Source organism: Pseudomonas sp. p99-361 (assembly GCF_003935475.1).
GTDB lineage: Bacteria > Pseudomonadota > Gammaproteobacteria > Pseudomonadales > Pseudomonadaceae > Aquipseudomonas > Aquipseudomonas juntendi.
The window spans coordinates 13,312-36,944 of the sequence record NZ_RHQO01000017.1 but is presented as its reverse complement, the minus strand read 5'-3'; the positions used below and the strand labels follow the sequence as shown (position 1 = coordinate 36,944).

Annotated in this window: 24 protein-coding genes and 2 pseudogenes; 19 read left to right on the top strand and 7 right to left on the bottom strand. The window is 60.8% G+C overall.

Annotated elements, in window-relative coordinates; all coding sequences use genetic code 11:
- The first annotated feature begins 14 nt into the window (after positions 1–14).
- The 11 genes from EGJ22_RS10410 to xerC all read left to right on the top strand — a co-directional run bounded on the left by EGJ22_RS10410 (position 15) and on the right by xerC (position 7,406).
- A complete protein-coding gene (locus EGJ22_RS10410; RefSeq protein ID WP_125920197.1) occupies positions 15–500 on the top strand; it encodes a YmfL family putative regulatory protein in 486 nt (161 codons plus the stop codon).
- Entirely contained in the window at positions 497–799 is a 303-nt protein-coding gene (locus EGJ22_RS10405) for an ogr/Delta-like zinc finger family protein (protein ID WP_125920196.1), read from the top strand. Before EGJ22_RS10410 ends, EGJ22_RS10405 begins: the two co-directional genes overlap by 4 nt.
- The gene (locus EGJ22_RS10400) at positions 796–1,164 is read left to right on the top strand and encodes a hypothetical protein (protein ID WP_125920195.1); all 369 of its coding nucleotides are present in this window, start codon (positions 796–798) and stop codon (positions 1,162–1,164) included. Before EGJ22_RS10405 ends, EGJ22_RS10400 begins: the two co-directional genes overlap by 4 nt.
- Positions 1,165–1,242: 78 nt before the next feature.
- Positions 1,243–1,485: a hypothetical protein gene (locus EGJ22_RS10395; RefSeq protein ID WP_125920194.1), complete on the top strand. Its 243-nt coding sequence runs from the start codon at positions 1,243–1,245 to the stop codon at positions 1,483–1,485.
- Between the two features lie 11 nt (positions 1,486–1,496).
- Positions 1,497–4,295, top strand: coding sequence for a toprim domain-containing protein (locus tag EGJ22_RS10390; protein ID WP_177432061.1), 2,799 nt, complete (start codon positions 1,497–1,499; stop codon positions 4,293–4,295).
- Between the two features lie 13 nt (positions 4,296–4,308).
- Positions 4,309–4,602, top strand: coding sequence for a hypothetical protein (locus tag EGJ22_RS10385; protein ID WP_029885333.1), 294 nt, complete (start codon positions 4,309–4,311; stop codon positions 4,600–4,602).
- Between the two features lie 63 nt (positions 4,603–4,665).
- Positions 4,666–4,866, top strand: coding sequence for a hypothetical protein (locus EGJ22_RS10380; RefSeq protein ID WP_125920192.1), 201 nt, complete (start codon positions 4,666–4,668; stop codon positions 4,864–4,866).
- Positions 4,867–5,032: 166 nt separating this feature from the next.
- Positions 5,033–5,269, top strand: a complete 237-nt coding sequence (locus EGJ22_RS10375; RefSeq protein ID WP_125920191.1) for a hypothetical protein — start codon at positions 5,033–5,035, stop codon at positions 5,267–5,269.
- A 12-nt stretch (positions 5,270–5,281) separates the two neighbouring features.
- Entirely contained in the window at positions 5,282–5,920 is a 639-nt protein-coding gene (locus tag EGJ22_RS10370; protein WP_125920190.1) for a hypothetical protein, read from the top strand.
- A gap of 101 nt (positions 5,921–6,021) precedes the next feature.
- Entirely contained in the window at positions 6,022–6,234 is a 213-nt protein-coding gene (locus tag EGJ22_RS26480) for a DUF4224 domain-containing protein (protein WP_029885336.1), read from the top strand.
- Entirely contained in the window at positions 6,231–7,406 is a 1,176-nt protein-coding gene (gene xerC / locus EGJ22_RS10360) for a tyrosine recombinase XerC (protein ID WP_125920189.1), read from the top strand. Before EGJ22_RS26480 ends, xerC begins: the two co-directional genes overlap by 4 nt.
- A gap of 107 nt (positions 7,407–7,513) precedes the next feature.
- On the opposite strand, the gene EGJ22_RS10355 is transcribed toward xerC, so the two are convergent.
- Positions 7,514–8,566, bottom strand: coding sequence for a hypothetical protein (locus tag EGJ22_RS10355; protein ID WP_125920188.1), 1,053 nt, complete (start codon positions 8,564–8,566; stop codon positions 7,514–7,516).
- Positions 8,567–9,287: 721 nt separating this feature from the next.
- Between EGJ22_RS10355 and EGJ22_RS10350 the strand changes: the two genes are divergently transcribed.
- A complete protein-coding gene (locus tag EGJ22_RS10350; RefSeq protein ID WP_029885597.1) occupies positions 9,288–9,611 on the top strand; it encodes a helix-turn-helix domain-containing protein in 324 nt (107 codons plus the stop codon).
- On the opposite strand, the gene EGJ22_RS10345 is transcribed toward EGJ22_RS10350, so the two are convergent.
- A complete protein-coding gene (locus tag EGJ22_RS10345) occupies positions 9,608–9,835 on the bottom strand; it encodes a hypothetical protein (RefSeq protein WP_029885598.1) in 228 nt (75 codons plus the stop codon). The genes EGJ22_RS10350 and EGJ22_RS10345 overlap by 4 nt on opposite strands.
- 216 nt (positions 9,836–10,051) lie before the next feature.
- On the opposite strand from EGJ22_RS10345, the pseudogene EGJ22_RS10340 reads away from it, so the two are divergent.
- A pseudogene (locus tag EGJ22_RS10340) lies at positions 10,052–10,369 on the top strand (tyrosine-type recombinase/integrase); the annotation flags it as partial.
- A 438-nt stretch (positions 10,370–10,807) separates the two neighbouring features.
- On the opposite strand, the pseudogene EGJ22_RS26890 reads toward EGJ22_RS10340, so the two are convergent.
- A pseudogene (locus tag EGJ22_RS26890) lies at positions 10,808–10,991 on the bottom strand (IS110 family transposase); the annotation flags it as partial.
- A 154-nt stretch (positions 10,992–11,145) separates the two neighbouring features.
- Positions 11,146–13,443, bottom strand: a complete 2,298-nt coding sequence (locus EGJ22_RS10325; RefSeq protein ID WP_029885600.1) for a TonB-dependent siderophore receptor — start codon at positions 13,441–13,443, stop codon at positions 11,146–11,148.
- Positions 13,444–13,582: 139 nt separating this feature from the next.
- On the opposite strand from EGJ22_RS10325, the gene EGJ22_RS10320 reads away from it, so the two are divergent.
- Together EGJ22_RS10320 and EGJ22_RS10315 are read left to right on the top strand one after the other, a co-directional pair.
- Positions 13,583–14,305 carry a response regulator gene (locus EGJ22_RS10320; protein WP_029885601.1) on the top strand — a complete coding sequence of 241 codons (723 nt, stop codon included), beginning with the start codon at positions 13,583–13,585 and terminating at the stop codon, positions 14,303–14,305.
- Entirely contained in the window at positions 14,298–15,674 is a 1,377-nt protein-coding gene (locus tag EGJ22_RS10315) for an ATP-binding protein (protein WP_033744427.1), read from the top strand. Before EGJ22_RS10320 ends, EGJ22_RS10315 begins: the two co-directional genes overlap by 8 nt.
- 185 nt (positions 15,675–15,859) lie before the next feature.
- On the opposite strand, the gene EGJ22_RS10310 is transcribed toward EGJ22_RS10315, so the two are convergent.
- The 3 genes from EGJ22_RS10310 to aguA all read right to left on the bottom strand — a co-directional run bounded on the left by EGJ22_RS10310 (position 15,860) and on the right by aguA (position 19,074).
- Positions 15,860–17,179, bottom strand: a complete 1,320-nt coding sequence (locus tag EGJ22_RS10310; protein WP_029885603.1) for an OprD family porin — start codon at positions 17,177–17,179, stop codon at positions 15,860–15,862.
- A 406-nt stretch (positions 17,180–17,585) separates the two neighbouring features.
- A complete protein-coding gene (locus tag EGJ22_RS26475) occupies positions 17,586–17,783 on the bottom strand; it encodes a hypothetical protein (protein WP_080709188.1) in 198 nt (65 codons plus the stop codon).
- Positions 17,784–17,967: 184 nt separating this feature from the next.
- Positions 17,968–19,074 carry an agmatine deiminase gene (gene aguA / locus EGJ22_RS10300; RefSeq protein WP_009684781.1) on the bottom strand — a complete coding sequence of 369 codons (1,107 nt, stop codon included), beginning with the start codon at positions 19,072–19,074 and terminating at the stop codon, positions 17,968–17,970.
- A 277-nt stretch (positions 19,075–19,351) separates the two neighbouring features.
- Between aguA and rfbC the strand changes: the two genes are divergently transcribed.
- From rfbC to EGJ22_RS10280, 4 genes are read left to right on the top strand one after another with little or no spacing between them, the layout of a single operon-like run.
- Complete coding sequence (gene rfbC, locus EGJ22_RS10295; RefSeq protein WP_029885604.1) at positions 19,352–19,897, top strand: dTDP-4-dehydrorhamnose 3,5-epimerase; 546 nt, start codon at positions 19,352–19,354, stop codon at positions 19,895–19,897.
- Between the two features lie 42 nt (positions 19,898–19,939).
- Positions 19,940–21,754 (top strand): ATP-binding protein, encoded by a 1,815-nt coding sequence (locus EGJ22_RS10290; RefSeq protein WP_009684783.1) that lies wholly within the window; start codon positions 19,940–19,942, stop codon positions 21,752–21,754.
- Positions 21,751–23,157 (top strand): sigma-54 dependent transcriptional regulator, encoded by a 1,407-nt coding sequence (locus EGJ22_RS10285; protein WP_029885605.1) that lies wholly within the window; start codon positions 21,751–21,753, stop codon positions 23,155–23,157. Before EGJ22_RS10290 ends, EGJ22_RS10285 begins: the two co-directional genes overlap by 4 nt.
- Positions 23,157–23,612 carry a YiiD C-terminal domain-containing protein gene (locus tag EGJ22_RS10280; RefSeq protein WP_029885606.1) on the top strand — a complete coding sequence of 152 codons (456 nt, stop codon included), beginning with the start codon at positions 23,157–23,159 and terminating at the stop codon, positions 23,610–23,612. Before EGJ22_RS10285 ends, EGJ22_RS10280 begins: the two co-directional genes overlap by 1 nt.
- Positions 23,613–23,633 lie beyond the last annotated feature (21 nt).

The window sequence follows — 23,633 nt, the reverse complement described above, 5'->3', positions numbered from 1 at the left end:
GAAGAAACCAGAACATGAAATCCCCCGTTCTAGAGAGCCTGCGCCAGGTAGTGAGCGCCGTTGTCTGCGCTTATCCAGGCGGTCGCGAATGCGCCTCCCAACGCCTTGGTCTTCAGCTCAAGCAATTCGACAACCGCATGTACGAGAACGCTGGTAGCCGTCCGCTGAGCTACGAGCAGATTCACCAGCTGGAGCAGGACACCAACACCACGCACCTGCCGGAATTCGTTGCCAGGCTGTATGGCGGTATGTTTGTGCCCCTGACCAGACCGGAAGATCTGGACAACGTCGAGCTGTACCAGCGTTCTCTCAAAACCGACGCGAAGCTTGGGCACATTGATCAGCTCATTGCAGCGTCGATCGAGGATGGCGTCATCGAGCCTCACGAAGCGATGGCCATCATCCAGGCGCTCACCTGCTACATGGCTGCACGCACGGCAGAGGTCGCAGCGACCATCCAGCTGTACGGCAAGCAGAAGAAGCGGGGGCGCAGCAAATGAGCAGCGCCTACAAACTCGTATGCCCGCACTGCAGCAGCAAGATGCGTATCCGCACCAGTGAAGGCACCCACATTTTCCTGCGTATCGCCTACCTGCAATGCGTGAACGAGGCTTGCGGCTGGTCCGTTCGGGCTGAGTTCGAGATGACCCACGAAATGAGTCCAAGCGGCATGCCGAACCCGTCCGTTCGACTGCCTGTTGCCCCAGTGGCAATTCGCCGTCAGGCCATGAAATCCGCGTCACAGGACAAACAACCCGATCTGCTCGACCAGTTGGACATGGAGGAAGCAACCGCATGAACGCCATCGCCTTGATCACCGACCACGAAACTGACTACCGGGACGCTATGCAGCGCGCCGCAGTGGCCTACCTGTTCCGCCGTGAAGGTATGCATCTTTCTGGCGATAACCAGGTGCTGGAGAGCTGCCGCGTGTACTTGGCCCAGTCTCTGGAGGTCCCAACCCACCTGGTACAGCGCATTGCCGAACTTGCCGTTGCTGAGTTCGAGAGCAAGACCACCAAGCGCCTGCAGATGATTGGCGTCTCCCCCTCCAGCGGGATCTACCGCCCTCAACTCATCTTGTTGGACACCATCACCCAGCACCGCTACCAGGTGCCGGCACGCTATCTGCCGCGCCGCATGCTCCAACACCGCGACATCTGAAGTAACCCCGAACAAACCCCCTTCCCTGTGCCCCGTTCTGCGTGGGTAAGGGGAAACTGCATTCCACTGGTGGCAGAAATGAGCAAGATCAACCTTCAAATCGAGCTGGACGAGCAGCAGGCTGAGCACTACCTGCAATGGCTCAACAGCCAGTACACCCTGACGATGGCTGAGGTTTGGTATTCCGATCGGTACCGCAACGTGCCCGTTGGGGAGCGCGGTCCGAAGGTGCTCGCTGATGTGCCTCACTTGCAGGGCATTTGCCGTACTCGCAAGGCGCTGGAACGAAAGCTGGGCTCGGCTGTGGAGCGTTCGCGGTGATTCGACAGCCCATGGAACTCCAGCTGCGCGCAGACGTACTGCAGCGCCTGGAAAGCGACTTCGGCCTGCAGCACATGGCTGGCACCGATTACATGCGCAAGGGCACCTGCCCGCAGTGCAGCCAGAAACGCCTGTTCTCCCGACACGATAACCCCTGGTTCATCCGCTGTGGTCGTGAGGAAAAGTGCCGTTACATGGCACCCGTCAAAGAGATCTACCCGGATCTGTTCGACGACTGGAGCAAGCGTGCACCTGCCACCGACAAAGAGCCGGCAGCAAGCGCTATCGCCTACCTCACCTTTGCCCGCGGCTTCGACCTGAACCTGGTCAAGGGCTGGTATACCCAGGAGAACTACTTCGACCGCGAGCTGGGCATCGGTTCGGCCACCGTGCGCTTTCCGCTCGAGCACGGTGGGTACTGGGAGCGCCTGATCGATCAGCCGGCACGGTTCGGCAAAAAGAAGGCGCGCTTCCAGCCAGGCAAGAGCTACAAAGGCCACTGGTGGTGCCCGCCCTGTGTCGACCTGCAGGAGGTCAAAGAGCTGTGGATCGTCGAGGGCATCTTCGACGCCATCGCACTGCTGCATAACGGTATCGCTGCCGTGGCTGCGCTCTCATCGAACGCCTATCCCGAGGAGTCGCTCAAGGCCCTGATTGCCACCTGCGAGGGCAAGACGCCGAAGCTGATCTGGGCCCTCGACAACGAACCAGGTGCGCACAAGTACACCAAGGCCTGGGTTAAGCAGGCCCGAGCGCTCGGTTTTACATGCGAAGCAGCCCAGATCCCACAGCCAGACGCCCGCAAGGTCGACTGGAACGATCTCCATCAGCGCTGGGCGTTTCTTGACGACGGCGAAGCCCGTGCCGACCGCATCAAGCACGACCTGGACGAGGCCAAGCACCACGGCGCACTACTGATCGCTGAGAGCGCGGTGGAAAAGGCGCTGTTGCTGTACCAGTGGCGCGAGCGCGAGGAATTCCACTTCGGTTTCGACTCCCGCCTGTACTGGTGGCGCCTCGACATTTCCAAGTTCAACAGCGCCATGCAGGCGCTCGATTCGAGCGAGAGCCAGGAAGACCAGTTGCTCAACGACAAAGGGCGCCGGGCCAAGGCACTGCGCATGTCCGGCTGCGTGGTCGAGATCGCGAACTGCTACCCGAAGGCCCTGTACTACCAGCGGAACGAGATCACCGACGAGTCCTGGTACTTCTTCCGCGTCGACTTCCCACATGACGGCGCGGCAGTGAAGAACACCTTCACTGGCAGCCAGGTGGCCACCGCAAGCGAATTCAAGAAAAGACTTCTCGGCATGGGTGCCGGAGCCGTGTTCACCGGTAGTGGACAGCAATTGGACAAGATCATGAAAGACCAGCTTTTCGGCATCAAAACCGTCCAGACCATTGATTACATCGGCTACAGCCGCGAATACGGCTGCTACGTGTTCAACGAAGTGGCTGTCCGTGATGGCCAGATCGTGGGAGTAAACGAAGAGGAATTCTTCGAGATGGGCAAGCTCAAGCTCAAGAGCTTGCAGAAGGGCGTGAAGATGGCGCTGCAGCGGGACGACAAACGCTATAGCCCGGAATGGCTGGACCTGCTGTGGACCTGCTTCGGCGCCCAGGGCATCGTCGCGCTCAACTTCTGGTTCGGTTCACTGTTCGCCGAGCAGATCCGCCACCGGTACCAGTCTTTCCCCTTCCTGGAGGCCACCGGCGAGGCCGGCGCCGGCAAGACCACCTTGCTAACCCTGCTGTGGAAGTTGTTCGGCCGCGAAGGCTACGAAGGCTTCGACCCTGCAAAGTCGACCAAGGCAGGCCGCAGCCGCCTGATGGGACAAGTTTCCGGCATGCCAGTGGTTCTGCTCGAATCCGACCGCAGCGGCGACGACAAGAGCCATGCCAAGACCTTTGAGTGGGACGAACTGAAGGATTACTTCGGCGGCGGCACGCTGGCGACCAAGGGCGTCAAGACCGCCGGCAACGAAACCTATGAGCCTCCCTTCCGAGGCACCATCGCGATCAGCCAGAACGCCCCCGTGGTGGCATCCGAAGCGATCATGACCCGTATCGTGAAGCTGCACTTTGTTCGCCCCCAGGTAACGGTTGAAAGCCGAGCCGCGGCCGACCGGCTGAATGGCCTAGACGGTGCACTGCTCAGTAACTTCCTGCTGCGTGCCGTGCGGAAAGAGGCCGAGGTCCTGGAGCTGTTCGCGGAACGCTTACCGGTCTACGAGGCCAAGTTGCGTGCGCTGCACTCGCACTGTTTTGCCTGCGGTACCCAGTTCCAGGGTGAGGAAAACCATTGTAACCACTGCGGCAACAAGCTCAGCGGTTATATCCGCGTAGAGCGGATCATCTACAACCACGCGCAAATGCTGGCCCTGCTCGACTGCCTGTGCCTGGTGCTGCCCCTCAGCGATGGCCAGGTGAGCCACACCCGCGCCCAGCTCGTACGGATGGCGATCGAGCGGCAGGCCTCAATCAGCTCGGATCACCCCGTCGTGGCTGAGTTCTGGGAGGTGTATGAGTACCTGCAAGGCCTGGACGCTGACGGGCCAGTGGTCAACCACAGTAAGAAAGACCACCTCATCGCCATCAATCTTAACGACTTCGTCAAGTGCGCAGTCGAGCACCGGCAGAAGCTGGCCGACATCAACGAGCTGCGCGACCGACTCAAAGATTCCCGCTCCCGCAAGCTCATCGAGGTCAACAAGGCCGTCGACAGCGCCGTACGTGCCCACCAGGCCAAGAGCAGCAACTACACCGTCACCAAACAACCCATCGTCAAGTGCTGGATGTTCCAGGCCTGAGCAAGGAGTCGTTATGCAAATTCGTGTGTTGATCGGAAACGCCAGCGCCTGCGGCCGCAGCCAGCTGCAGCAGGAGCAAGACCGTCTGGTCCAGGCCGGCCACAACTACCCCGTCATCAACGCCGGCGCATACGCCGAGGATGGGCTGCTGACGATCCTGGAAGTCCGGGTGAACGGTGGCCAGCGCGAGATCCTGGTCGACGACTGCACCCGCGCCCAGATTCACAACGTGCTGGCTTGGCAGTCCTCTGTCGAGGATGACGCCCAGTTTGACGACCTGGTTGTACACCTGGCCCGCCGGAACTGATTGAAAGAAGTGGTGCCAAGGAGTTGCAGCTCCCGGGCACCAGCCAAACCCAAGGAGAACCACATGCAAGTAGAAATCCCAAAAGTCGGCGCCGAACAGGCTATCACACCACGGTATGACACCCTTGTCATACGTGGTGCCCTGGGCACAACGATCCCGCGAGAGTTCGACGGTGGCGAGGTTGTTGCCTGGAGTCGGGGTCACGAGCTCGCGGCCATGGAGGCTCTGGAAGAGTTCGTCGAGGATCAGGGAGTTGCAGTATGAAGGCCTGCACGCTTGGCAAACGCCACAGCTGGACATTCGTGCGCAACGTCGTAACCAGCCACCTTAAAGGCCGTGTGGGCCGCATCACCAAGATTGGACTCTACCGCTGCAAATGCGGTGCTGCGAAGTACGGAAACCCAGGTCTGGCGGACCATGGCGGTGCCGAATGAACTGCATCCAAAGAACAAACGATCTGGTCATCAGCGTTCGCCTCAGCGCCGGCACTTACACCGCTCGGGCACGCGGCGAGAAGACTACAGCCAGTAGCACCATCAGCGCCGATGCAGCTGCACGCGCTTTGGCCAACAAGCTTGGCGTACAGATGGCACAGCCGGATCTGTTCGCCGGCAACCGCTACAGCACTGACCCACATGTTCAATTCACCGCACAGCGCAGCAGCTAAAGGAGCGCCCAAATGACCGATAAAGTTCAGTGGAAAACACTTCCAACCAAAGCGAATCGAGACATGGAGCAGGCCGGCGCCGAGGCAGCCGGCGAGTTCTACAGGCGCACTGGCAGTAATAATTTGTGGGTGATTTACGAAGCGATGGTGGCAGCTGCGCCGAAACCTCCAACCAGCACCGAACCGGTAGTCGTCGCTTTAGTCGCGGAGGACAGGAACCAGTTGACTGACGTTATTCAGTGCGAAGGTATTCACTCACTGCCTGTGGGTACTGAGCTTATCGATCGGGCTGCGTACGACTTATTAAGGGCCGAGGTGTTAGAGCTGACCGCCGAACTGGCAATAGCCAAGAGCCTGCTGCACACCGCCGGCATTCATCTCGCGCGATGGGTGGGTATGGATGACGCACCCCGCCAGCAGATCATTGAGTTCCTGGAGGGATTCGACAGACCGGTTGAACGCGATGAGCGGGAAGCGTTCGAGAGGTTTTGCGTTGATTCGTTCAACCGTTGCTGCAACCCCAGGATTCCAATGAAGGTGGAATGGATGCTAGCTGCAAGGCGCGGAGAGAAGTACTCGGCGACCGGGTGGAGCGACATGTGGACAGGATGGAAAGCTCGGGCCGCACTGAACCGAGCTGTGCCGGAATAGAGGGACCACGTAACAAGCCTAGAAACTCTGCCCACAACTTCTAATAACCACCCCGCCGGCCATGTATCACAATGCCGGCGGGCGCTTTTGCGAGACATAGTATGGGGAATGGAATCAGCGACGTTCTCAGCTTTGAGGACCTCCAACGCATCACCGGCTACCAGCGTCGATCGGACGTTGAACGAACTCTGGTCCAGCAGGGCATTCGCATGTTCCGCGGTAAGTCTGGGCCTTGGACTACCATTGACCTTATCAACCGTGCCGGCGGCGTTGGCCCTGGCCAATCGGAGCGATACGACGCCGACATCCTATGAAGAAGGCCCGCAAGCGGAAGCACAACCCGCACATCCCAAGCCACATCGATCAAGCCGCGCTGCCCGCGGCTATTTACTTTGACCACCGGGGATCCGGAATCTGGTACACCTCCCACCGTGACGAACAAGGCAAGCAGCGCCGGCGTAACTTGGCACCAGCAGACGCAACGCTGGCCGAGCTGCACCGCATGATGGAGGAGTTCGGCAATACCGATCGCGAAACCCTGAGCTACCTATGCCAGCAATTCCACGGAAGCCCCAAGTTTAAGAATGAGCTCGCGCCTCGGACCAAAGAAGACTACGTCTATTGCCGCGATGTCCTGGTGAACCAAGACACCAGGATGGGCAAACCATTGGGCGATCTGGCCGTACGCCGCTTTTCTCCCGCTCTCGTTCAGCGGCTGGTCGACAAGATCGCTGCCGAGGGTACTCCGTCGAAAGCAGCCCATGTTCTGCGCTACCTGCGACGAGTCCTGCAATGGGGCCGAAATCGAGGCTACGTGGACAACAATCCCGCCCAGGGCGTGGAAGCGCCGACAGAACGTAAGCAGCGCCGCCTGCCGTCAGTCGCGGTCATGGAAGAAATGATTGATCGGGCCAAGGCGCTCGGCCGCCTGCATCGCAACGAGCCGGGCAGCTGCCCGGTCTACCTGAGCATCGCAATGGAGCTGGCTTACCTGTGCCGATTGCGCGGCATCGAGGTCGTCACATTGACCGACGCCAACGAACTCGAGGAGGGTGTTCAGACCAATCGCCGAAAAGGCAGCAGAGACAACATCGTCCGTTGGACGCCACGTCTGCGCGCAGTATGGGACGAGGCCAAGGCCTATCGACTAAGGATCTGGACCGCTCGCAGCTTCCCCGTTCCCCTGCGCCCGGAGCGACGGCCGCTCATCGTCGGCAGCCAAGGCATGGCTCTGAGTAAGTCAGGGCTGGACACCGCCTGGCAGCGCTTCATGACGAAGGCAGTCGAAGCCAGCGTGCTCCTCGAGGAGGAGCGCTATGGCCTGCACGACCTCAAGCGTCGTGGCATTACCGACACACCAGGTACACGTGCAGAAAAGCAGGAGGCCAGCGGCCATCGCGACGAGGCTATGCTGGACATCTACGATCTTAGTCTGCCCGTCGTTGATCCCTCCGACACGCCTAGGCCCACACAACCCGTGCGCTGATTTAAAAGCTGGCAGGCCGCTCCTCAGCGCTGCAATACAGGCTACTGACTGCCCCTGTCGCTTGCGCAGAAATTGATTGCAGTGCTGGGGAGCGCATAGACGCTAAGCTACTCAGATGAGACGATCTCTTCTGGGATAATGTCTGAGGGGTTTGTCACTTTAAAACCATGATACTTAACGTAGTTTTCCTGTAGTTCTTCCTTGAACCTTGAGACATTTGACCACCCTGGAAGACTGAATACCTTGCCCCCTGTACTAATATACTGGAGATGTTGCGGGAGCTCTGGAACCTTGTAACCGTAAAATGCAGCCAAGTTTGCATAGAAATCCCACGCATATCTAAAAGCAGCTACGATATGAGCAGATTTCGTCCCAACCGTTAAATATTTTATTACTTCTTGCCCTTGCTGTGGAGGCGGCTCCACCAACAAGCTTTCACCGGCAAGCTCACGATATATTTCGGGCAGACCTAGCAGGTGTGAAATAGCATGAATTGAAACGCAAGCGTTAGCCAAATAGGCATCGAATACAAAATCAGAATATTCCCTACGAAATACAATATCCATGAACATGGCCGCCGAACTAAAACTAGCGTCAATATCTCTAAAATATGCGTCATTGCGCTTAGGAACGCCTTCTTCTGGCGAGCCGGGAGAGCAATTCACATAGAGCAGCGGATGCGGCTCGAACTGCCCTACAAGGACATCTAAGTAATTAACTCTTTCATGCCGCTCAAAGTGCTTAAAAAATTCAGTCCGGTGAAGATAGTACGCTTCTAAATTATTTTTAAGACTGGCCTGCCTTATTTGCTCAGCTGTTTGCTGCGTCGAATGAAAACTGGCGACCACCACGCCCAGTGGAATTGCAGCAGAAAGCAAGGCAAGAGGGAAAGTGCTGATGGTTAAAAAAGTTGAAATCCCGGATGAACTCAGGTCAAGCTGATACCCCTTCCAACAAACGATCCCAAAAGATACAAACAATGCCACAGGCACACTCAAACTAATCCAGAATAACTTCTGCCTTATCAAGCTCTCGTCTGAATGCAGCGAGAATAAACCTGTAAGTCTAGACCGAAAATTGCCCACCCCCAAGAGGAAAAACAATGTAATTGGTAGCAGAACTGGCAACACAACATGAAGAAACAAGTAAAAATATTCCAAAACGCCCCCGCTGAACAAGATTAGTGGATGTGATCCATTTTATCGAAAAAAACTGCGCGAAGTCGCTCTTGCAACAGAGGAGCTGAGGACATAACCACCCTCGGTGCCGATCAGCGCCTGGCCGCCAAGCGCTGGGCTCGGCGTAACAACCCTCGATCATCCCCCGAAATCACTGGCAAGACGAAGGCTGTCACGTAACAACGAAGTGACGTAAGTCGTTGATTTCATTGTTTTGCGTAGGTGACTTGTAATCAGTAGGTCCCGGGTTCGATTCCTGGTGCCGGCACCATACGCAGTACTCAAAAGGCTCACCGCAAGGTGGGCCTTTTTTGTTTCCAGCCCACGCCCCAGAGCCCCGCTCAACTCGCTTGATGCAGGAGCAACTGTCTTTCTCAAAATTTGAAAAGCCTGTGCGATTCATTGTGGGAGCGGGCTTGCCCGCGAAGCAGGCGACGCGGCGTCTGGCACCGGCTCCGCCGGTGTTCGCGGGCCGCTCCTTCGGGCGGTGTATATCGGGCGGTGCCGAGCCGCAGATATGTGCCCACCACCCACCAATGTAGGACCCTTGCCTCGCGAGGGGCTGCGCAGCATCCCCAGCAATCTCAAGTGGCGCATTCTCTGACCATCAAGAAAAGCCCCCACACACAAACGCTTCGACTTGCCCATCGAGCCCACCTAAGATTTTATCGTAAATTTTAGATATTTCTGCTGAGGCAAGCCCATGCCGCTTCAATTCCACGAAAGCCCCTTCCACGCCACCCACGATGCAGAAACGGCCAGCAAAATGGCCTTGAAAATGGACCTTTCCATCTTCATTACCGACTGCATCAAAAAAATGGGCCTCAAACAACACGAGGCGGCCGCCAGGCTGAACGTAACCCAGTCCCGGGTATCCGAGTTGGCTAATGGCAAAATCGAGAAATTCACTTTGGACGCCATGATGGACATGCTGGACAAGCTTGGCTTTCGCACCAGCCTGAACCTTCCCATAGACGATGGCAGTTCACCTCCCCAGATCGTGATCACTCAAGCGCCGGGCGGCTAAATCCTGTACCCCATCTTGCGCAACTCGTGCTTGAGCTCCTTCATTCGCTCTTGGGCGACCTGCACCCCCGCCCCTACTGATTCCGTCAAAGTCTTGAACGGCCGAACAGGGTCCTGGCCATACTGAATGCGCCGCAGGTCCTTGCCGAAATCGTCCTGAACGTCCTTGGGCAGTTCTTTGTACTCACGCTCCGCGGCTGCACTTACAAAGGCAAATTTTTTCAATGGTCTACTCACGGCGAGATAGTGAGTTTGGGGGCGGCATCGTTGCCAGAGGGTGGGGAATTTAGCGCAGTCGCTTGTAGTTGGTGGAAATAGAAATGTTGCGCGGTTTAAGCTTGAAATATCGTGTTGCGTCCTACCTGCTGAAACGAGTTCGATCTGTAACTCGGCAACTTGAGGTGGCCTGAATGTGGTGTTCGTATAGGGTGCCAAACTGTGAAAACGATTTCCGCGAACCGGGTGAATGCGGCATACGGGGCGATGGACTACGACACCTAAGTGGATATCTGCGGCCACGGGTTCCGAGCCATGGCGTGCAGTGCGCTGGTCGAGTCCGGGCTGTAGTCGGAGACGGCTATCGAACGGCAGATGAGCCACAAGGAACGCAACAACGTGCGCGCCGCCTATACCCACAAGGCCGAGTTCCTCGAAAAGCGCCGGATGATCATGACCTGGTGGAGCCGGTTTCTGGGGGCGAACCGCGAGGACCATGTGACGCCGCATGAGTTTGCCAAGCAGATAGGCGAGAACGTCACGAGTAAAACTCAAAATCCCCAACCTTCACGCACTATAATGAGAGACGCAAAGATCTCTCGTCACCTTAAACGGACGGCTATATATAAAACGATAGCTTTAGAGATATTTCGATTAACCACTACAAATAAATCATAGATTTTCAATGACATATATTAATATTCGACTCCTGGTGCCGCACCATACGCAGTACTCAAAAGGCCCACCGCAAGGTGGGCCTTTTTTGTTTCCAGCCCACGCCCCAGAGCCCCGCTCAACTCGCTTGATGCAGGAGCAACTGTCTTTCTCAAAATTTGAAAAGCCTGTGCGATTTATTGTGGGAGCGGGCTTGCCCGCGAAGCAGGCGACGCGGTGTCTGGCACCGGCTGCGCCGGTGTTCGCGGGCACGCCCGCTCCCACAGGAACCGTGTAATCGTCGAGTCCTGCATTTTGGCTGTTGATCTACGCCCTCTTCGGCTGAGGCAACACCAGATCCAGCCAAGGCTCGCCATTCCTGAGCATGGCATTGAGTCGCACCAGGAAGATCCGCATGCAGGCCACGATAGCGACCTTGGCAAGCCGGGCTTCAAGCCGCCCCCCCTGAAATAGAGCGTTTGCCTACGGATTTTCCTCTGTCGTGGTTGAAGCTCTCATGGAACGATACATAACTGCTTGATTTAGCAGGGCCCTTGTGGGAGCGGGCGCGCCCGCTCCCACACCGGCCGCGTCGCGCTTACGAATTGAGTTCTCTGCGCGACAGCGCAACTCGTAGGGCGGCGACGCAAGGCCGCCCCTACACATCAGAAGGCAGTGCTTACCGTCAGCGACAGGTTGCGCGGGTCACCGTAGATGCCGCCGGCATAGAACCCGTACTGGGTGTAGTAGTGCTTGTCGAACAGGTTGTTGGCGTTGAGGGTAACGCTGGTGGCATCGGTCACCTGGTACTTGGCCATGGCGTTCCAGATGGCATAACCCGACCAGTTCACATCGGTTGCACCGCTGCTCACGCCGTTGACCGGCTGGCCTGCAGGGCTGGAAATAGCGCGGATGTTGCTCTGCGCTGTTACACCGGCACCTACGGTCAGGCGGTCGAGCGGGCCGCTCAGGCGGTAGGTGGTGGAGGCTCTGAACAGGTGCGACGGGTCGCTGCGGCCGTCGCTGTCGACACGGCGGAAGTGCAGGTAGGTGTAGCCGGCGTACACGTTCCATTCAGGCGTCAACGCGCCTGCCACTTCCAGGTCGATACCGTCGGTTTCCACACCCGAGCCGGCCTTATAGGCGCTGGCACCGGTCGGGGTGGTCAGGTCGCCATCGAGCACGGCTTTGTTTTCCTGCTTGGTGCGGAAGTACGCTGCCGAGGCGTTCAGGCGGCCGTCGAACCATTCACCCTTGATACCCGTTTCATAGCTTTGCCCACGAATCGGCTCGACTTTGCTGCCGCTCACGGTTTCCGATGTTTGCGGGGTGAAGATGTCGGTGTAGCTGGCGTACAGCGAGTAGGTGTCGTTGAGGTCGTACACCGCGCCCAGGTATGGGGTGACGATGCCGTTCTCTTCCTGGCTGCTGCGCTCGCCGGCCACGCTACGGGTCACCGACGCGTAGTTGCTGGTGCGCACGCCGACAATCACCGACAGCGGGTCGGTAATGCTCAGGCGGGTAGCGGCGTACATGCCCTGCAAGCGCGTGGTGGTCTTGCTGTGCAGGCCGGTGCGCGAGGCGATGAGGCCGTAGTCGTCATCCACGCCGTTGTGCCAGTCGGTGACCGGGAAACCGTTGTTGGCGCGGAACTGGCACCCCAACGCCGGTGCACTGGCCATGCCGTCGCCCACCATGGTGCAGGTGTACTGCGGCGACCAACCCACGGTGCGGCTGTCGTTATAGCCCACCATGGCCTGGTGGGTGCGGCCGAACAGCTGGAATGGGCCAGACAGGTCGATCTGCGCCGATTGCTGGGTGGTGTCGGTGGAGCTGTGCAGGCCGTTCAGTACGGCGCCGCTGCCATCCTGGTCCCAGTAGCCGCCATAGGTGCCGCGCCCTGCCGAGTTGACCTTGGCCAGGCCGCGGTGGTTGAGGGCTTCGGTGGTGGCCTGGGAGGCCTTCAGGTCCAGCGTCCAGTCGTTGTCGAAGCGGTGCTGCAGCGAGCCGAAAGCGGTGCGCGTGATGTACTCGCCAAAGCTCCAGCTGGGCACCACGTTGGTGCTGCGTGGCAGGTCGGTCTTGCTGCCGTCGCGGTACCACAGCGGAATGTTCGCGCCCCAGCCGCCACCCACCACCTTGTTGTACTCGTACTGGTAGCCGGCACCGAGGGTGGTGGCGTCGTCCAGGTCGAATTCGAAATTGGCCAGCGCCGCGCGGGAGCGGTCGGACTGGTTGTCGCGGAACGAGTTGGCGTCCTGCTGGGTCATCACGAAACGCGAGCGCAGGCGCCCGTCCTCGGACAGCGGCAGGTTGAGGTCGGCACCCAGGCGGCGTTTGTCCCAGCTGCCGTAGGTGGCGTAGGCGCTACCGCCAAAGGTCTTGGTCGGCGCCTTGCGGATCAGGTTGACGGTGGCCGAAGGGTCACCGGTGCCGCCAAGCAGGCCGTTGGCCCCGCGCACGATGTCGATGCGCTCGTACAGGTCCATGTTCAAGGCATTGCCGCTGCCGCTGAAGTCAGAACCGCCTTGGGTCTGCAGGCCATCGACCTTCCAGTTGCTGATCGAATAGCCACGGGCGCGATAATCGGTACGCCCGCCCACTTCGGACTTGTTGGCCGTTACCCCTGGGGTGGTTTCCAGGGCCTGTTCGATGGTGTGGATGCCACGGTCTTCCATCTGCTGGCGGGTGATGGTGGTGACTGACTGCGGGGTCTGCCGTGGCGTCAGGTTCAGGCCGGTGGAGCTGCGTGTGCTCTCGACGGTGTAGCCCAGCTGGCCTGCAGCGTCGGCGGGCAGCAGCGCGCTGTCTTCGATTTGCGTGGCGTCCAGCTCCAGGGGTTGGCTGTCGGCGGCCATGGCACCACCACTGATAGCCACGGCAATGCAGAACGCCAGTGGCTTGAGGCGGTTGCCGTTTGCAAGGGTGGGGGTGAGCGCGTTCGGAATGCTGTAGGGATTCATTTGGGAAGGCTTCGTATTTGCAGATGATTTTTTGTTAGGATTCTGGGGATCGGCCCTCCCGGCGCCAGACCCGACATGTACGGGGATGTAATTGAATGTAATGAGCGCCCCTGGGCCTCACCCGACAGGTGTTTTCCGCATGAGCACGACCCTGCTGGTCGTCGACGATGACGACGAGATCCGCGAACTTCTTTGTGATTACCTGGCCGACGCCGGTTACAACGTGCTGGAGGCGGCCGACGGTGAGCAGATGCGCGCGCAATTGGCCAGGCACACGGTGGATCTGGTGGTACTCGACTTGATGCTGCCCGGCGAAGACGGGCTCAGCCTTTGTCGCCAATTGCAGGGCAAGCCCGGGCTGGCGGTGATCATGTTGTCGGCCAAAGGCAGTACGCTGGACCGCATCATCGGCCTGGAGGTGGGTGCCGACGATTACCTGGCCAAGCCTTTCGAACCACGCGAGCTGATTGCCCGGATCAAGGCGGTGCTGCGACGCCCGCAACGCCTGGAAACCCAGGCGCAGGGCACTGCAGGGGCCGACGCACAACTGTTCGCCGGCTTCCGCCTGGAGCACGTCAAGCGCCTGCTCACGCGCCCCGATGGCCAGACCCTGGCCCTGCCACGCTCCGACTACCGGGTGCTGCGCGAGTTGCTGGAGGCTAACAACCGCGTGGTCTCCCGCGACCAGCTGACGCGCAGCGCATTCGGCCGCGACCACCTGCCTGATGACCGCTCGGTGGACATGTGCGTCAGCCGCCTGCGCCAGCACCTGCGGCGCGCACCGGACGGGGCCGCGCAGATCCTCACCATCCGCAACGAAGGCTACTTGCTGACCATGGGCCAGCACCAGGCCGATGCCTGAGGTGCGCTGGCTTCGCCGGCTGTGGCCGCGCACCCTGTTCGGCCAGCTATTGCTGATCATGGTCAGCGGCACGCTGGTGGTGCAGCTGATGTCGAGCAGCATCTGGTTCGATGTGCGCTTCGCCCAGGTGTTCGAAGCCCCCGTGCGGCTGATCGCCGCGCGCAGTGCGCCCCTGATCGCCCGGGCCGACTGCCACGATGCCGCGCTGCCAGTGCCGGCTCATTACCAGGTGCGCTGTGCCGAGCACCTGCCCGAGCCAAAGCATGATCAGCGCCGTGAGCGCCGGCGGGTCGAATTGCTGCTGCGCCAGGCCCTCAAGTACGAGCTGGGCCATGCTCAGGCGGTACGCCTGATGAATGTGCAACTGACCGACGCGTCGGGCCAACCGATAGTCTGGCGCAGCCTGTTCGGTTTGCGCACGGCCCAGGCCCATATGCAGTTTGCGGTGCCATTGGCCGATGGCCACTGGCTTATCATCGAGGGCCAAGAACTGCAGGGCTGGAGCGGCGAGTCGGCCTGGGTGCTGATCAGCGATTACCTGTTGCGGGTGTATGCCCTGCGCATTGTCGCGGTGCTGCTGGTCTGCCTGATTGCCGTGCGCCTGTGCCTGCGCCCGTTGCAGCGCCTGGCCGATGCTGCCCGTGGCCTGGGCACCAATCTTGAGCAGCCGCCACTGGTGCTGGATGGCCCGCAGGAGGTACGCCAGGCTGCCCAGGCGTTCAACGCCATGCAGCAGCGTCTGATTGCCATGGTCAACGACAAGGCCTACTTCCTCGCCGCTGTGTCCCATGACCTGCGCACCCCCTTGACCCGCATGCGCCTGCGCCTGGAGCGCTTGCCGGAGGATGAACACCACCAGCGCCTGCGGCAGAACATCAGGCAGATGGACGACATGATCGGCCAGGTGCTCGACTACCTGCGCGCCGGGGAACAGCAGAACTTGCAGCAGGTGGACCTGGACCGACTGGTGGCACGCCTGTGCGCCGACCTGGCGACCGAAAAAGAGCCATTGCCAGTGCATGGCCAGGCAGGCGGCGTGCGTGTGGATGCGTTGCTGTTGCAGCGTTGCCTGCAGAACCTGCTGGTCAATGCACTGCGTTATGCCAAGGAGGTTTCGGTCACACTGGAACGGGCGAACAGCGGGGTGCTGATCCATATCGACGACCGTGGCCCGGGGATTGCGCCGGGGCTGCTGGCGACCGTTACCGACCCGTTCGTACGCGGCGAAGGGTCGCGCAACCAGTCCTCCGGGGGATACGGGTTGGGGTTGAGCATTGCGCAACGCATCGCTGGCAGCCATGGCGGTGAGCTGCTGCTGATGAACCGCGAAGGGGGTGGATTGCGGGTTAGCGTGGCGCTACCGGGTTGAGCCGAATCCCGAGGGGGCGTGGCAGCTCGTTTTTTGAGGTTGGGGCGCAGATCGCCGGGGCCGCGATACGGCCCTTTTGCGACACAAGGCCGTTCCCACAAGGGGCCCGGTTCGGGGCATGCCTGTAGGAGCGGCCTTGCGTCGCGATGGGCTGCAAAGCAGCCCCCAGCACCCTCAGCTCAGCATCAGAAGATGCTGATCGGGTACTCGACGAATACGCGTACTTCGTTGCCATCGTCGTTGTAGCCGTTCTGCTGTACGGCGTTGTTGGTACGCACGAACGAGCTACGCAGCTTGATGGACAGGTCTTTGGCCGGGCCGTCCTGCACCACGTAACGGACCTGGTTGAAGATCTCGCGTTCCTTGCCTTCGCCGAAGCCCTGCGGGTTGGCGTTGTTGCGGGTGTTGATGTTGTCACCCACTACGTAGGCCAGCTTGTAGGTCAGGCCAGGGATGCCGTAGGCACCGAAGTCCAGACCGTAGCCCAGCTGCCAGGAACGCTCGTCCTCGGCGTTGAAGTCGGACCAGTACGAGTTGGCCAGGTAGATGGTCGAACCACCGTCACCCACGCCGCCCTGGTTCTGATACCAGCCGTAGTTGTAGCCGGTGCTGCCAGTGCTGCGCTGGTGGGCGAGGGTGAACGAGTGCGCACCATACGCGTAGGTGGCCGCCAGGCTCCAGATGGTGTTGGAGTCGCCGTTCAGGCCGGCGGCCTTGACGTACTTGTTGTTGATGTCCGACTTGTAGCCGTTGAAGTCCAGGGTCAGGGACTGGTCGCTGGCGATCGGGAAGACGTAGTTCAAGCCCAGGTAGTGCTTGCGCATCACGTCTTCGTTGTCTGCGGTGTACAGCGAGCCGGTGAAGTTGTCGCTGAACTTGTAGCTACCACCCAGCACGTTGATCGACTTCAGGCCACCACCATCACGACGCTCGGCGCTTTTGCGCGCTTCCTGGGTGAAGCGGCCGGCGTTCAGCTCCAGGCCCTTGATTTCCTTGGAGGTGATCAGGGTGCCGGTGAAGCTTTCTGGCAGCAGACGTGCGTCGTCGTACTGCAGCACTGGCAGTGCTGGCATCTGGTCACCGTACTTGAGCACGGTATTGGAAATGCGGAACTTCACGGCTGCGCCACCACGCGCCAGGTTGTGCGGCGAGCTGGCGTTGCCGTCGGCGTTGGTGGTTTCGTGCGGCTTGAAGAAGTCGACACCCGCGCCACCGTTATGGCCTTTGCCGCCATCGAGGCGCAGGGCGTACAGGCCGAATGCGTCGACGCCGACACCGACAGTGCCTTGGGTGAAACCGGAGGAGAAGTTGCCGATGACTGCCTGGCCCCATTCGATCTGGTCGTCGGTGCCGTGCTTCTTGTCACGGTTGATGTAAGCGTTGCGCAGAAGGACGTTGGCGTGGCTGTCCTCGATGAAGCCCTTGCTCTCGGCCTGATCATTGGCCTGTGCCTGGGTCGCGGCGATCATCGCCAGGGCGACCAGGCTGATCCTGGTTTTCAACATGTTATTTTCCTTATCGCTTAATCAAAAACGCGCTGCAATACAACGCCAGGAACCAACGCCCCTTACGTAGGTTCGACGCTATGCGGATCCAGACTTGAAGGCCGGCCGGCAATTGCACGGGCGGCCTCTGGCAGCAGCATGGCCAACGGAACTGGCCAGCAGGCGTTGGGCCGAATCCTAGCCGTGTGCGATTACAAATGTCAAAAAGTCGTGAAATGCAGGTTGATATAACCAAGATCATCCCGTGATACGAGGCATTTCAATGCATGTCGGCGCTGTAGGCGGGGATTTTATCTTTTTGTCAGAAACGGCATCTTGACTGCCCCGACAATTTACCAGGGGCGTGTGGCAGGTACCGGCCTCTTCGCGGCTATCGCCGCCAAGAGGTCGGCACAGCTGTAGTCGATTAGTGCCACACCGCCATCAGCGCCTGCATTTCAGCATCGCTGAGCAAACCTTGCGGGTAGCGTCCGGCAAGCAGACGTCGTGGGTCGGTCGTCCTGACCCTGATGCTTCCATGGTGTTTCAACCACGCCGCGACCCGCTTGAGCGATGGGTGACCAACTGCCGATGGGCGCAAAGCCGACTCACTTGCTGCGTTCATGTCTACACGTACTCCCTAACCCGTGAGCGGCTAATCTACGTAGGTAATGTTACAGCTCGGATAACCTGGCAGACCCAAGCTATCTCCTTGAAAAACAATACAAAACCTATGCCAAACCAGCCGCCGGGCGTCGTGCGAAAAAAGACCCGTCTACTGACGGGCCTCTTTGTCACCGGGCTGGCACTCAGCGCGTCACCGGTGCCGGCTGCTGCTGGGTCAGGCAGTGGATGTTGCCACCGCCCAACAGCAGCTCGCGCCCGGGAATCATCACCACTTCGTGGTCGGGGAATATCCGCGCAAGGATCGCTCTGGCTTCGGCATCTGCCGGGTCATCGAAGCTTGGCGCAATAATGCCGCCGTTGACGATCAGGAAGTTCACGTAGGAGCCGGCCAGGCGCACCGATGGGTCACGCTCCTGGCTGCCGGCAACGTGGTCGACACCGGCACATTCTTCAGCCGTGGCGTACAGCGGCCCGGGAATGGGCATTTTGTGCACGATTAGTGCTCGGCCCTTGGCGTCACGGGTGTTCTGCAACACCTCCATGGCGGCATGGCAACGGGCGTAATTGGGGTCGTTGGAATCATCGGTCCAGGCCAGTAACACTTCGCCCGGGCGCACGTAACAGCAGAAATTGTCGACGTGGCCGTCGGTTTCATCGTTGTACAGGCCATCGGGCAACCACACCACGGTATCCACCGCCAGGTGGTCGCGCAGCACCGCTTCGATCTGCTCGCGGGTCAGGTGCGGGTTGCGGTTGCGGTTGAGCAGGCATTCCTCGGTGGTGATCAGCGTGCCTTCACCGTCCACGTGGATCGAGCCGCCCTCGAGCACGAAGCCTTCGGTGTGGTAGCGCTGGCAGCGCTCCATTTCCAGCACCTTGGCCGCCAGCTCCTCGTCGCGGTTCCATGGCGCATACAGGCCACCATCGAAGCCGCCCCAGGCGTTGAAGCCCCAGTCCACACCGCGCACTTCGCCTTGGTCGTTGATGACGAAGGTCGGGCCGGTGTCACGCACCCAGGCGTCGTCGTTGCTGATTTCGACCACCCGAATGTTCGGCTGGTCGAGCTGGCGACGCGCGTTCTCGTACTGGCCAGCGGAAACCGCAACGGTAACCGGCTCAAAACGGGCAATGGCCTTGGCCAGGGCTACATGGGCTGCCTGCGCCGGTTTGCCGCCCAGGCGCCAGTTGTCCGAACGCTCCGGCCAAACCATCCATACCTGGGTTTGCGGGGCCCACTCGGCGGGCATGTGGAAACCATCGGCACGTGGCGTGGAGTTGAGGGTTTTCATGGTTGACCTCTGTGATGGCCCTGGGCCGGATTGCGGTGAGACATTGATCTATTTATAACCGATACATATCGATATTTAAAGCCTTATACGTCGGATTTTCAGGCTATCCGCCATGCTAATGTCGATAGAAATCGAATTTAATGCGTGTTCGCCCGTTAGCACCCGTCGCTTGGCCGCCTACCCTGGCCATATCGTACGCATCCTGTCACTGCTGCATGCGGAAATTTCCAGGAAGGGCGACTAGGGTCAATAGTTAACGAACGGCAAGCGAACCGCCATGAACATCATCCCGACTGAAATCCCCGATGTACTGATCATCGAGCCCACGGTTTACGGTGACAGCCGTGGCTTTTTCTTCGAAGCGTTCAACGCCCGCGAGTTCGCAAGGCAGACCGGGGTGAATGTCGAATTCGTCCAGGATAACCACTCGCGCTCGGTCAAGGGCGTGCTCCGCGGGCTGCATTTTCAGGTGGAGAATACCCAGGGCAAGCTGGTGCGCGTGGTTCAGGGCGAAATCCGCGATGTCGCCGTGGATGTGCGCAAAAGCTCGCCAACCTTCGGCCAGTGGGTCGCGGTGGATCTGTCCGCAGCCAACCATCGCCAGTTGTGGATACCAGCAGGCTTCGCCCACGGCTTTGCGGTGCTGAGCGAGTCGGCCGAGTTCCTCTACAAGACCACCGATTACTACAACCCCGGCGCCGACCGCTGCATCCGCTGGGACGATCCGCACCTGGCCATCGACTGGGGGCTGCAGCAACCACCGCTGCTGTCAGACAAGGACAAGCTTGGCCGGGCATGGGCAGAGGCGGAACTGCTGCCGTAACTAGCGCATAATTGCGCCAGACCTTTCTGGCGCATTTACGTGATGATTGCTAAACCCACGCCCCCACGCCGTCCCCGCTGGCGCAGCCTGGCCTTGCTGGCCCTGTGCCTGGCGCCGTTACTGTGGCCCTTGCACCACCTGGCCGAACGTTACTACCAGCAGGAATTGGCCTCGCAGAACCGCCAGACCCTGGACCTGTACGTGGCCAACCTGCTCGGCACCCTGCACCGCTATGAAACCTTGCCGCAGATCCTCGGCGACCTGCCGGCACTGCGCAGCGTACTGGCCGACCCCTTCCGCCTGGAGGCGGTGACCAACGCCAACCGCCTGCTCAAGGGCATTGTGCAGCAGACCGGCGCCGAGGTGATGTACCTGATGGACGTCAGCGGCAACACCCTGGCGGCCTCCAACTGGGACAAGCACGACAGCTTCGTGGGCCGCAACTTCGCCTTCCGCCCGTACTTCAACGAAGCCATGGCGGGCCACCTGGGCCGCTTCTTCGGCCAGGGCACAACGTCGGCCAAACGCGGCTACTTCTTTGCCGCCGCCGTACGTGATCGCGAGCGCATCGTGGGCGTGCTGGTGGTCAAGGTCGACCTCGACCACACCGAAACCCTGTGGGGCCGCACGCCGGAGCAGCTGTTGCTGACCGATCACAATGGCGTGGTCATCCTCACTTCGCGGCCCGATTGGCGCTTCCGTGCCACCCGCGCACTGAGCGATGCCGAGCGCCAGGCCATCATCGCCATCCAGCCCTACCCTACCCAGGCACCGCAACCGCTGGTGCTCGCCCCGGACGCCTGGATCACCCAGACCCGCGACATCAAGGAGACCGGCTGGCAAGTCAGCATCCTTGCCCCGCGCATGCTGGTAGACCGTTCGGTACAAACGGTAATGGCCATTGGCGCCGGCACCCTGCTGGTAGCAATGCTGCTGGCCGGGCTGGTGATGCAACGGCGCCGCCACTACATCGACCGCATCGACTTCGAAGCCCGCGCCCGTCAGGAGCTGGAAAAGCGCGTAGCCGAACGCACCGCCGACCTCGAGGGCCTCAACACCCGCCTCAAGCGCGCCGTACTGGAGCGCGAAAATGCCCAGCAAGAGGCGGTGCGCGCCCAGGACGAGCTGGTGCAGGCCGGCAAGCTGTCGGTGCTTGGCACCATGTCGGCCAGTATCAGCCACGAACTCAACCAGCCGCTGGCGGCGATTCGCAGCTACGCAGAAAATGCCGAGATCCTGCTCGACCACCAACGCACCGAGGACGCCCGCGGCAACCTCAAGCTGATTGGCGAGCTGACCGGGCGCATGGCGTCGATCATCGCCCACTTGCGGGCCTTCGCCCGCCGTGACCGGCACGCCCCGGAAAGCGTGGCCCTGCAGCCAGCCCTGGACGATGCCCTGGCGCTGCTGGCCAAGCGCCGCCGGGCAATGGCCGTGGAGCTGATCCGCGACCTGCCGGAAGCCACCTTGTGGGTACAGGCCGGTGAAACCCGCCTGCGCCAGGTGCTGGGCAACCTGCTGGCCAATGCCCTGGACGCCCTGACCGAAAAAGCCAACCCGCGCCGCCTGTGGCTAAGTGCCGAACAGCGTGATGACTGCGTCTACCTGTACATCCGCGACAATGGCCCCGGCTTCAGCCGCCAGGCCCTGGAGCATGCCAAGGAGCCGTTCTTCACCACCAAGACCCGCACCCAGGGCCTGGGCCTGGGGTTGGCCATCTGCGAAAGCCTGATGCGCGCCCTGGGGGGTGAACTGCTGCTGGCCAACCACCCGGAAGGTGGTGCTCTGCTGACCCTGCAGCTACGCAAGGCTGCGCCTGGCGCAACCTTGCCCAATTCGGAGGACCCCTCGGCATGACCCCCGAGACACAGATCGACAGCCAAGCCCAGGTCATCCTGGTCGACGATGACCCACACCTGCGCCAGGCCCTGAGCCAGACCTTGGACCTGGCCGGGCTGAAAGTGGTCGCGCTGGGCGATGCCCAAGGCCTGGCTGAGCGTATCGAGAGCGACTGGCCCGGCGTGGTGGTCAGCGACATTCGCATGCCCGGCATCGATGGCCTGCAGCTGCTGGAGCAACTGCACGGCCGCGACAGCGAACTGCCCGTGCTGCTGATTACCGGCCACGGGGATGTGCCCCTGGCGGTACAGGCAATGCGCGCCGGTGCCTATGACTTTCTGGAAAAGCCTTTCGCCAGCGACGCCCTGCTCGACAGCGTGCGCCGTGCCTTGGCCCTGCGCCGCCTGGTGCTGGACAACCGCAGCCTGCGCCTGGCGCTGAGCGACCGCCAGCAACTGGCCACGCGCCTGGTCGGCCATTCGCCGGCCATGCAGCGCCTGCGCGAGCAGATCGGCGCCTTGGCCGGAACCCGCGCCGATGTGCTGATCCTGGGTGAAACCGGTGCTGGCAAGGAGGTGGTCGCCCGTGCGCTGCATGACCTGTCCAGCCGCCGTGACGGGCCGTTCGTGGCGATCAACGCCGGGGCACTGGCCGAATCGGTGGTCGAAAGCGAACTGTTCGGCCATGAGCCCGGGGCGTTCACCGGGGCGCAAAAACGGCGCATCGGCAAATTCGAGTTCGCCAACGGCGGCACGCTGTTCCTCGACGAAATCGAGAGCATGAGCCTGGACGTGCAGGTCAAGCTGCTGCGCATGTTGCAGGAGCGGGTGGTGGAACGCCTGGGCGGTAACCAGTTGATCCCGCTGGATATCCGCATTATCGCCGCCACCAAGGAAGACCTGCGCCAGGCCGCCGACCAAGGCCGCTTCCGTGCCGACCTGTACTACCGGCTGAACGTAGCGCCACTGCGTATCCCGCCGCTGCGGGACCGCGGCGACGACATCCTGGTGCTGTTCCAGCATTTTGCCGACGCTGCCAGCCAGCGCCACAGCCTGGCGCCACACGCCTTGCTGCCGGCGCAGCGGGCGATGCTGCTGCGCCACACCTGGCCAGGTAACGTGCGTGAATTGCAGAACGCCGCCGAGCGTTTCGCCCTGGGCCTTGAACTGGCGCTGGATGGCCAGCTGTCAGCGGCTGCGGCTGCGGCGCCTTCGGTGTTGAGTGGCAACCTGAGCGAACAGGTCGAGCAATTCGAGCGCTCGCTGATCGCCGCCGAGCTGGCCCAGCCCCACAGCTCCATGCGCAGCCTGGCAGAGGCGCTGGGCATCCCCCGCAAAACCTTGCACGACAAGCTGCGCAAGCATGGCTTGAGCTTCGAGGGCGGTAGCGGCGGGCACGACGACCATGAGGACAACCGTTGATGAGCACCGATAGCCAGTACCTGCAGTCCGTACTGCATGGCGACATCCCGCTGACCCGCGAAATGGGCCTGGAGGTCATTGATTGGCAACACCACACCCTGCGCCTGCAATTGCCGCTGGCGGCCAACGTCAACCACAAGAGCACCATGTTCGGCGGCAGCCTGTACTGTGCAGCGGTGCTGGTGGGCTGGGGCTGGTTGCACATGCGGCTGCGCGAACTGGGGATAGATGACGGGCATATCGTCATCCAGGAAGGGCAAATCAGCTACCCGCTGCCGGTTACCGGGGCGGCAATAGCCCGTTGCCCGGCGCCGGAAGAGAAAGCCTGGGAACGCTTCCTCAACATGTACCAGCGTCGTGGCCGGGCGCGGTTGACGCTGCAGACCACGGTAAGCAATACCGGGACTGATGAGCCGGCCGTCACCTTCAGCGGCCAGTACGTGCTGCACCGCTAAGAACGAAGGCTGTCGCGCCCC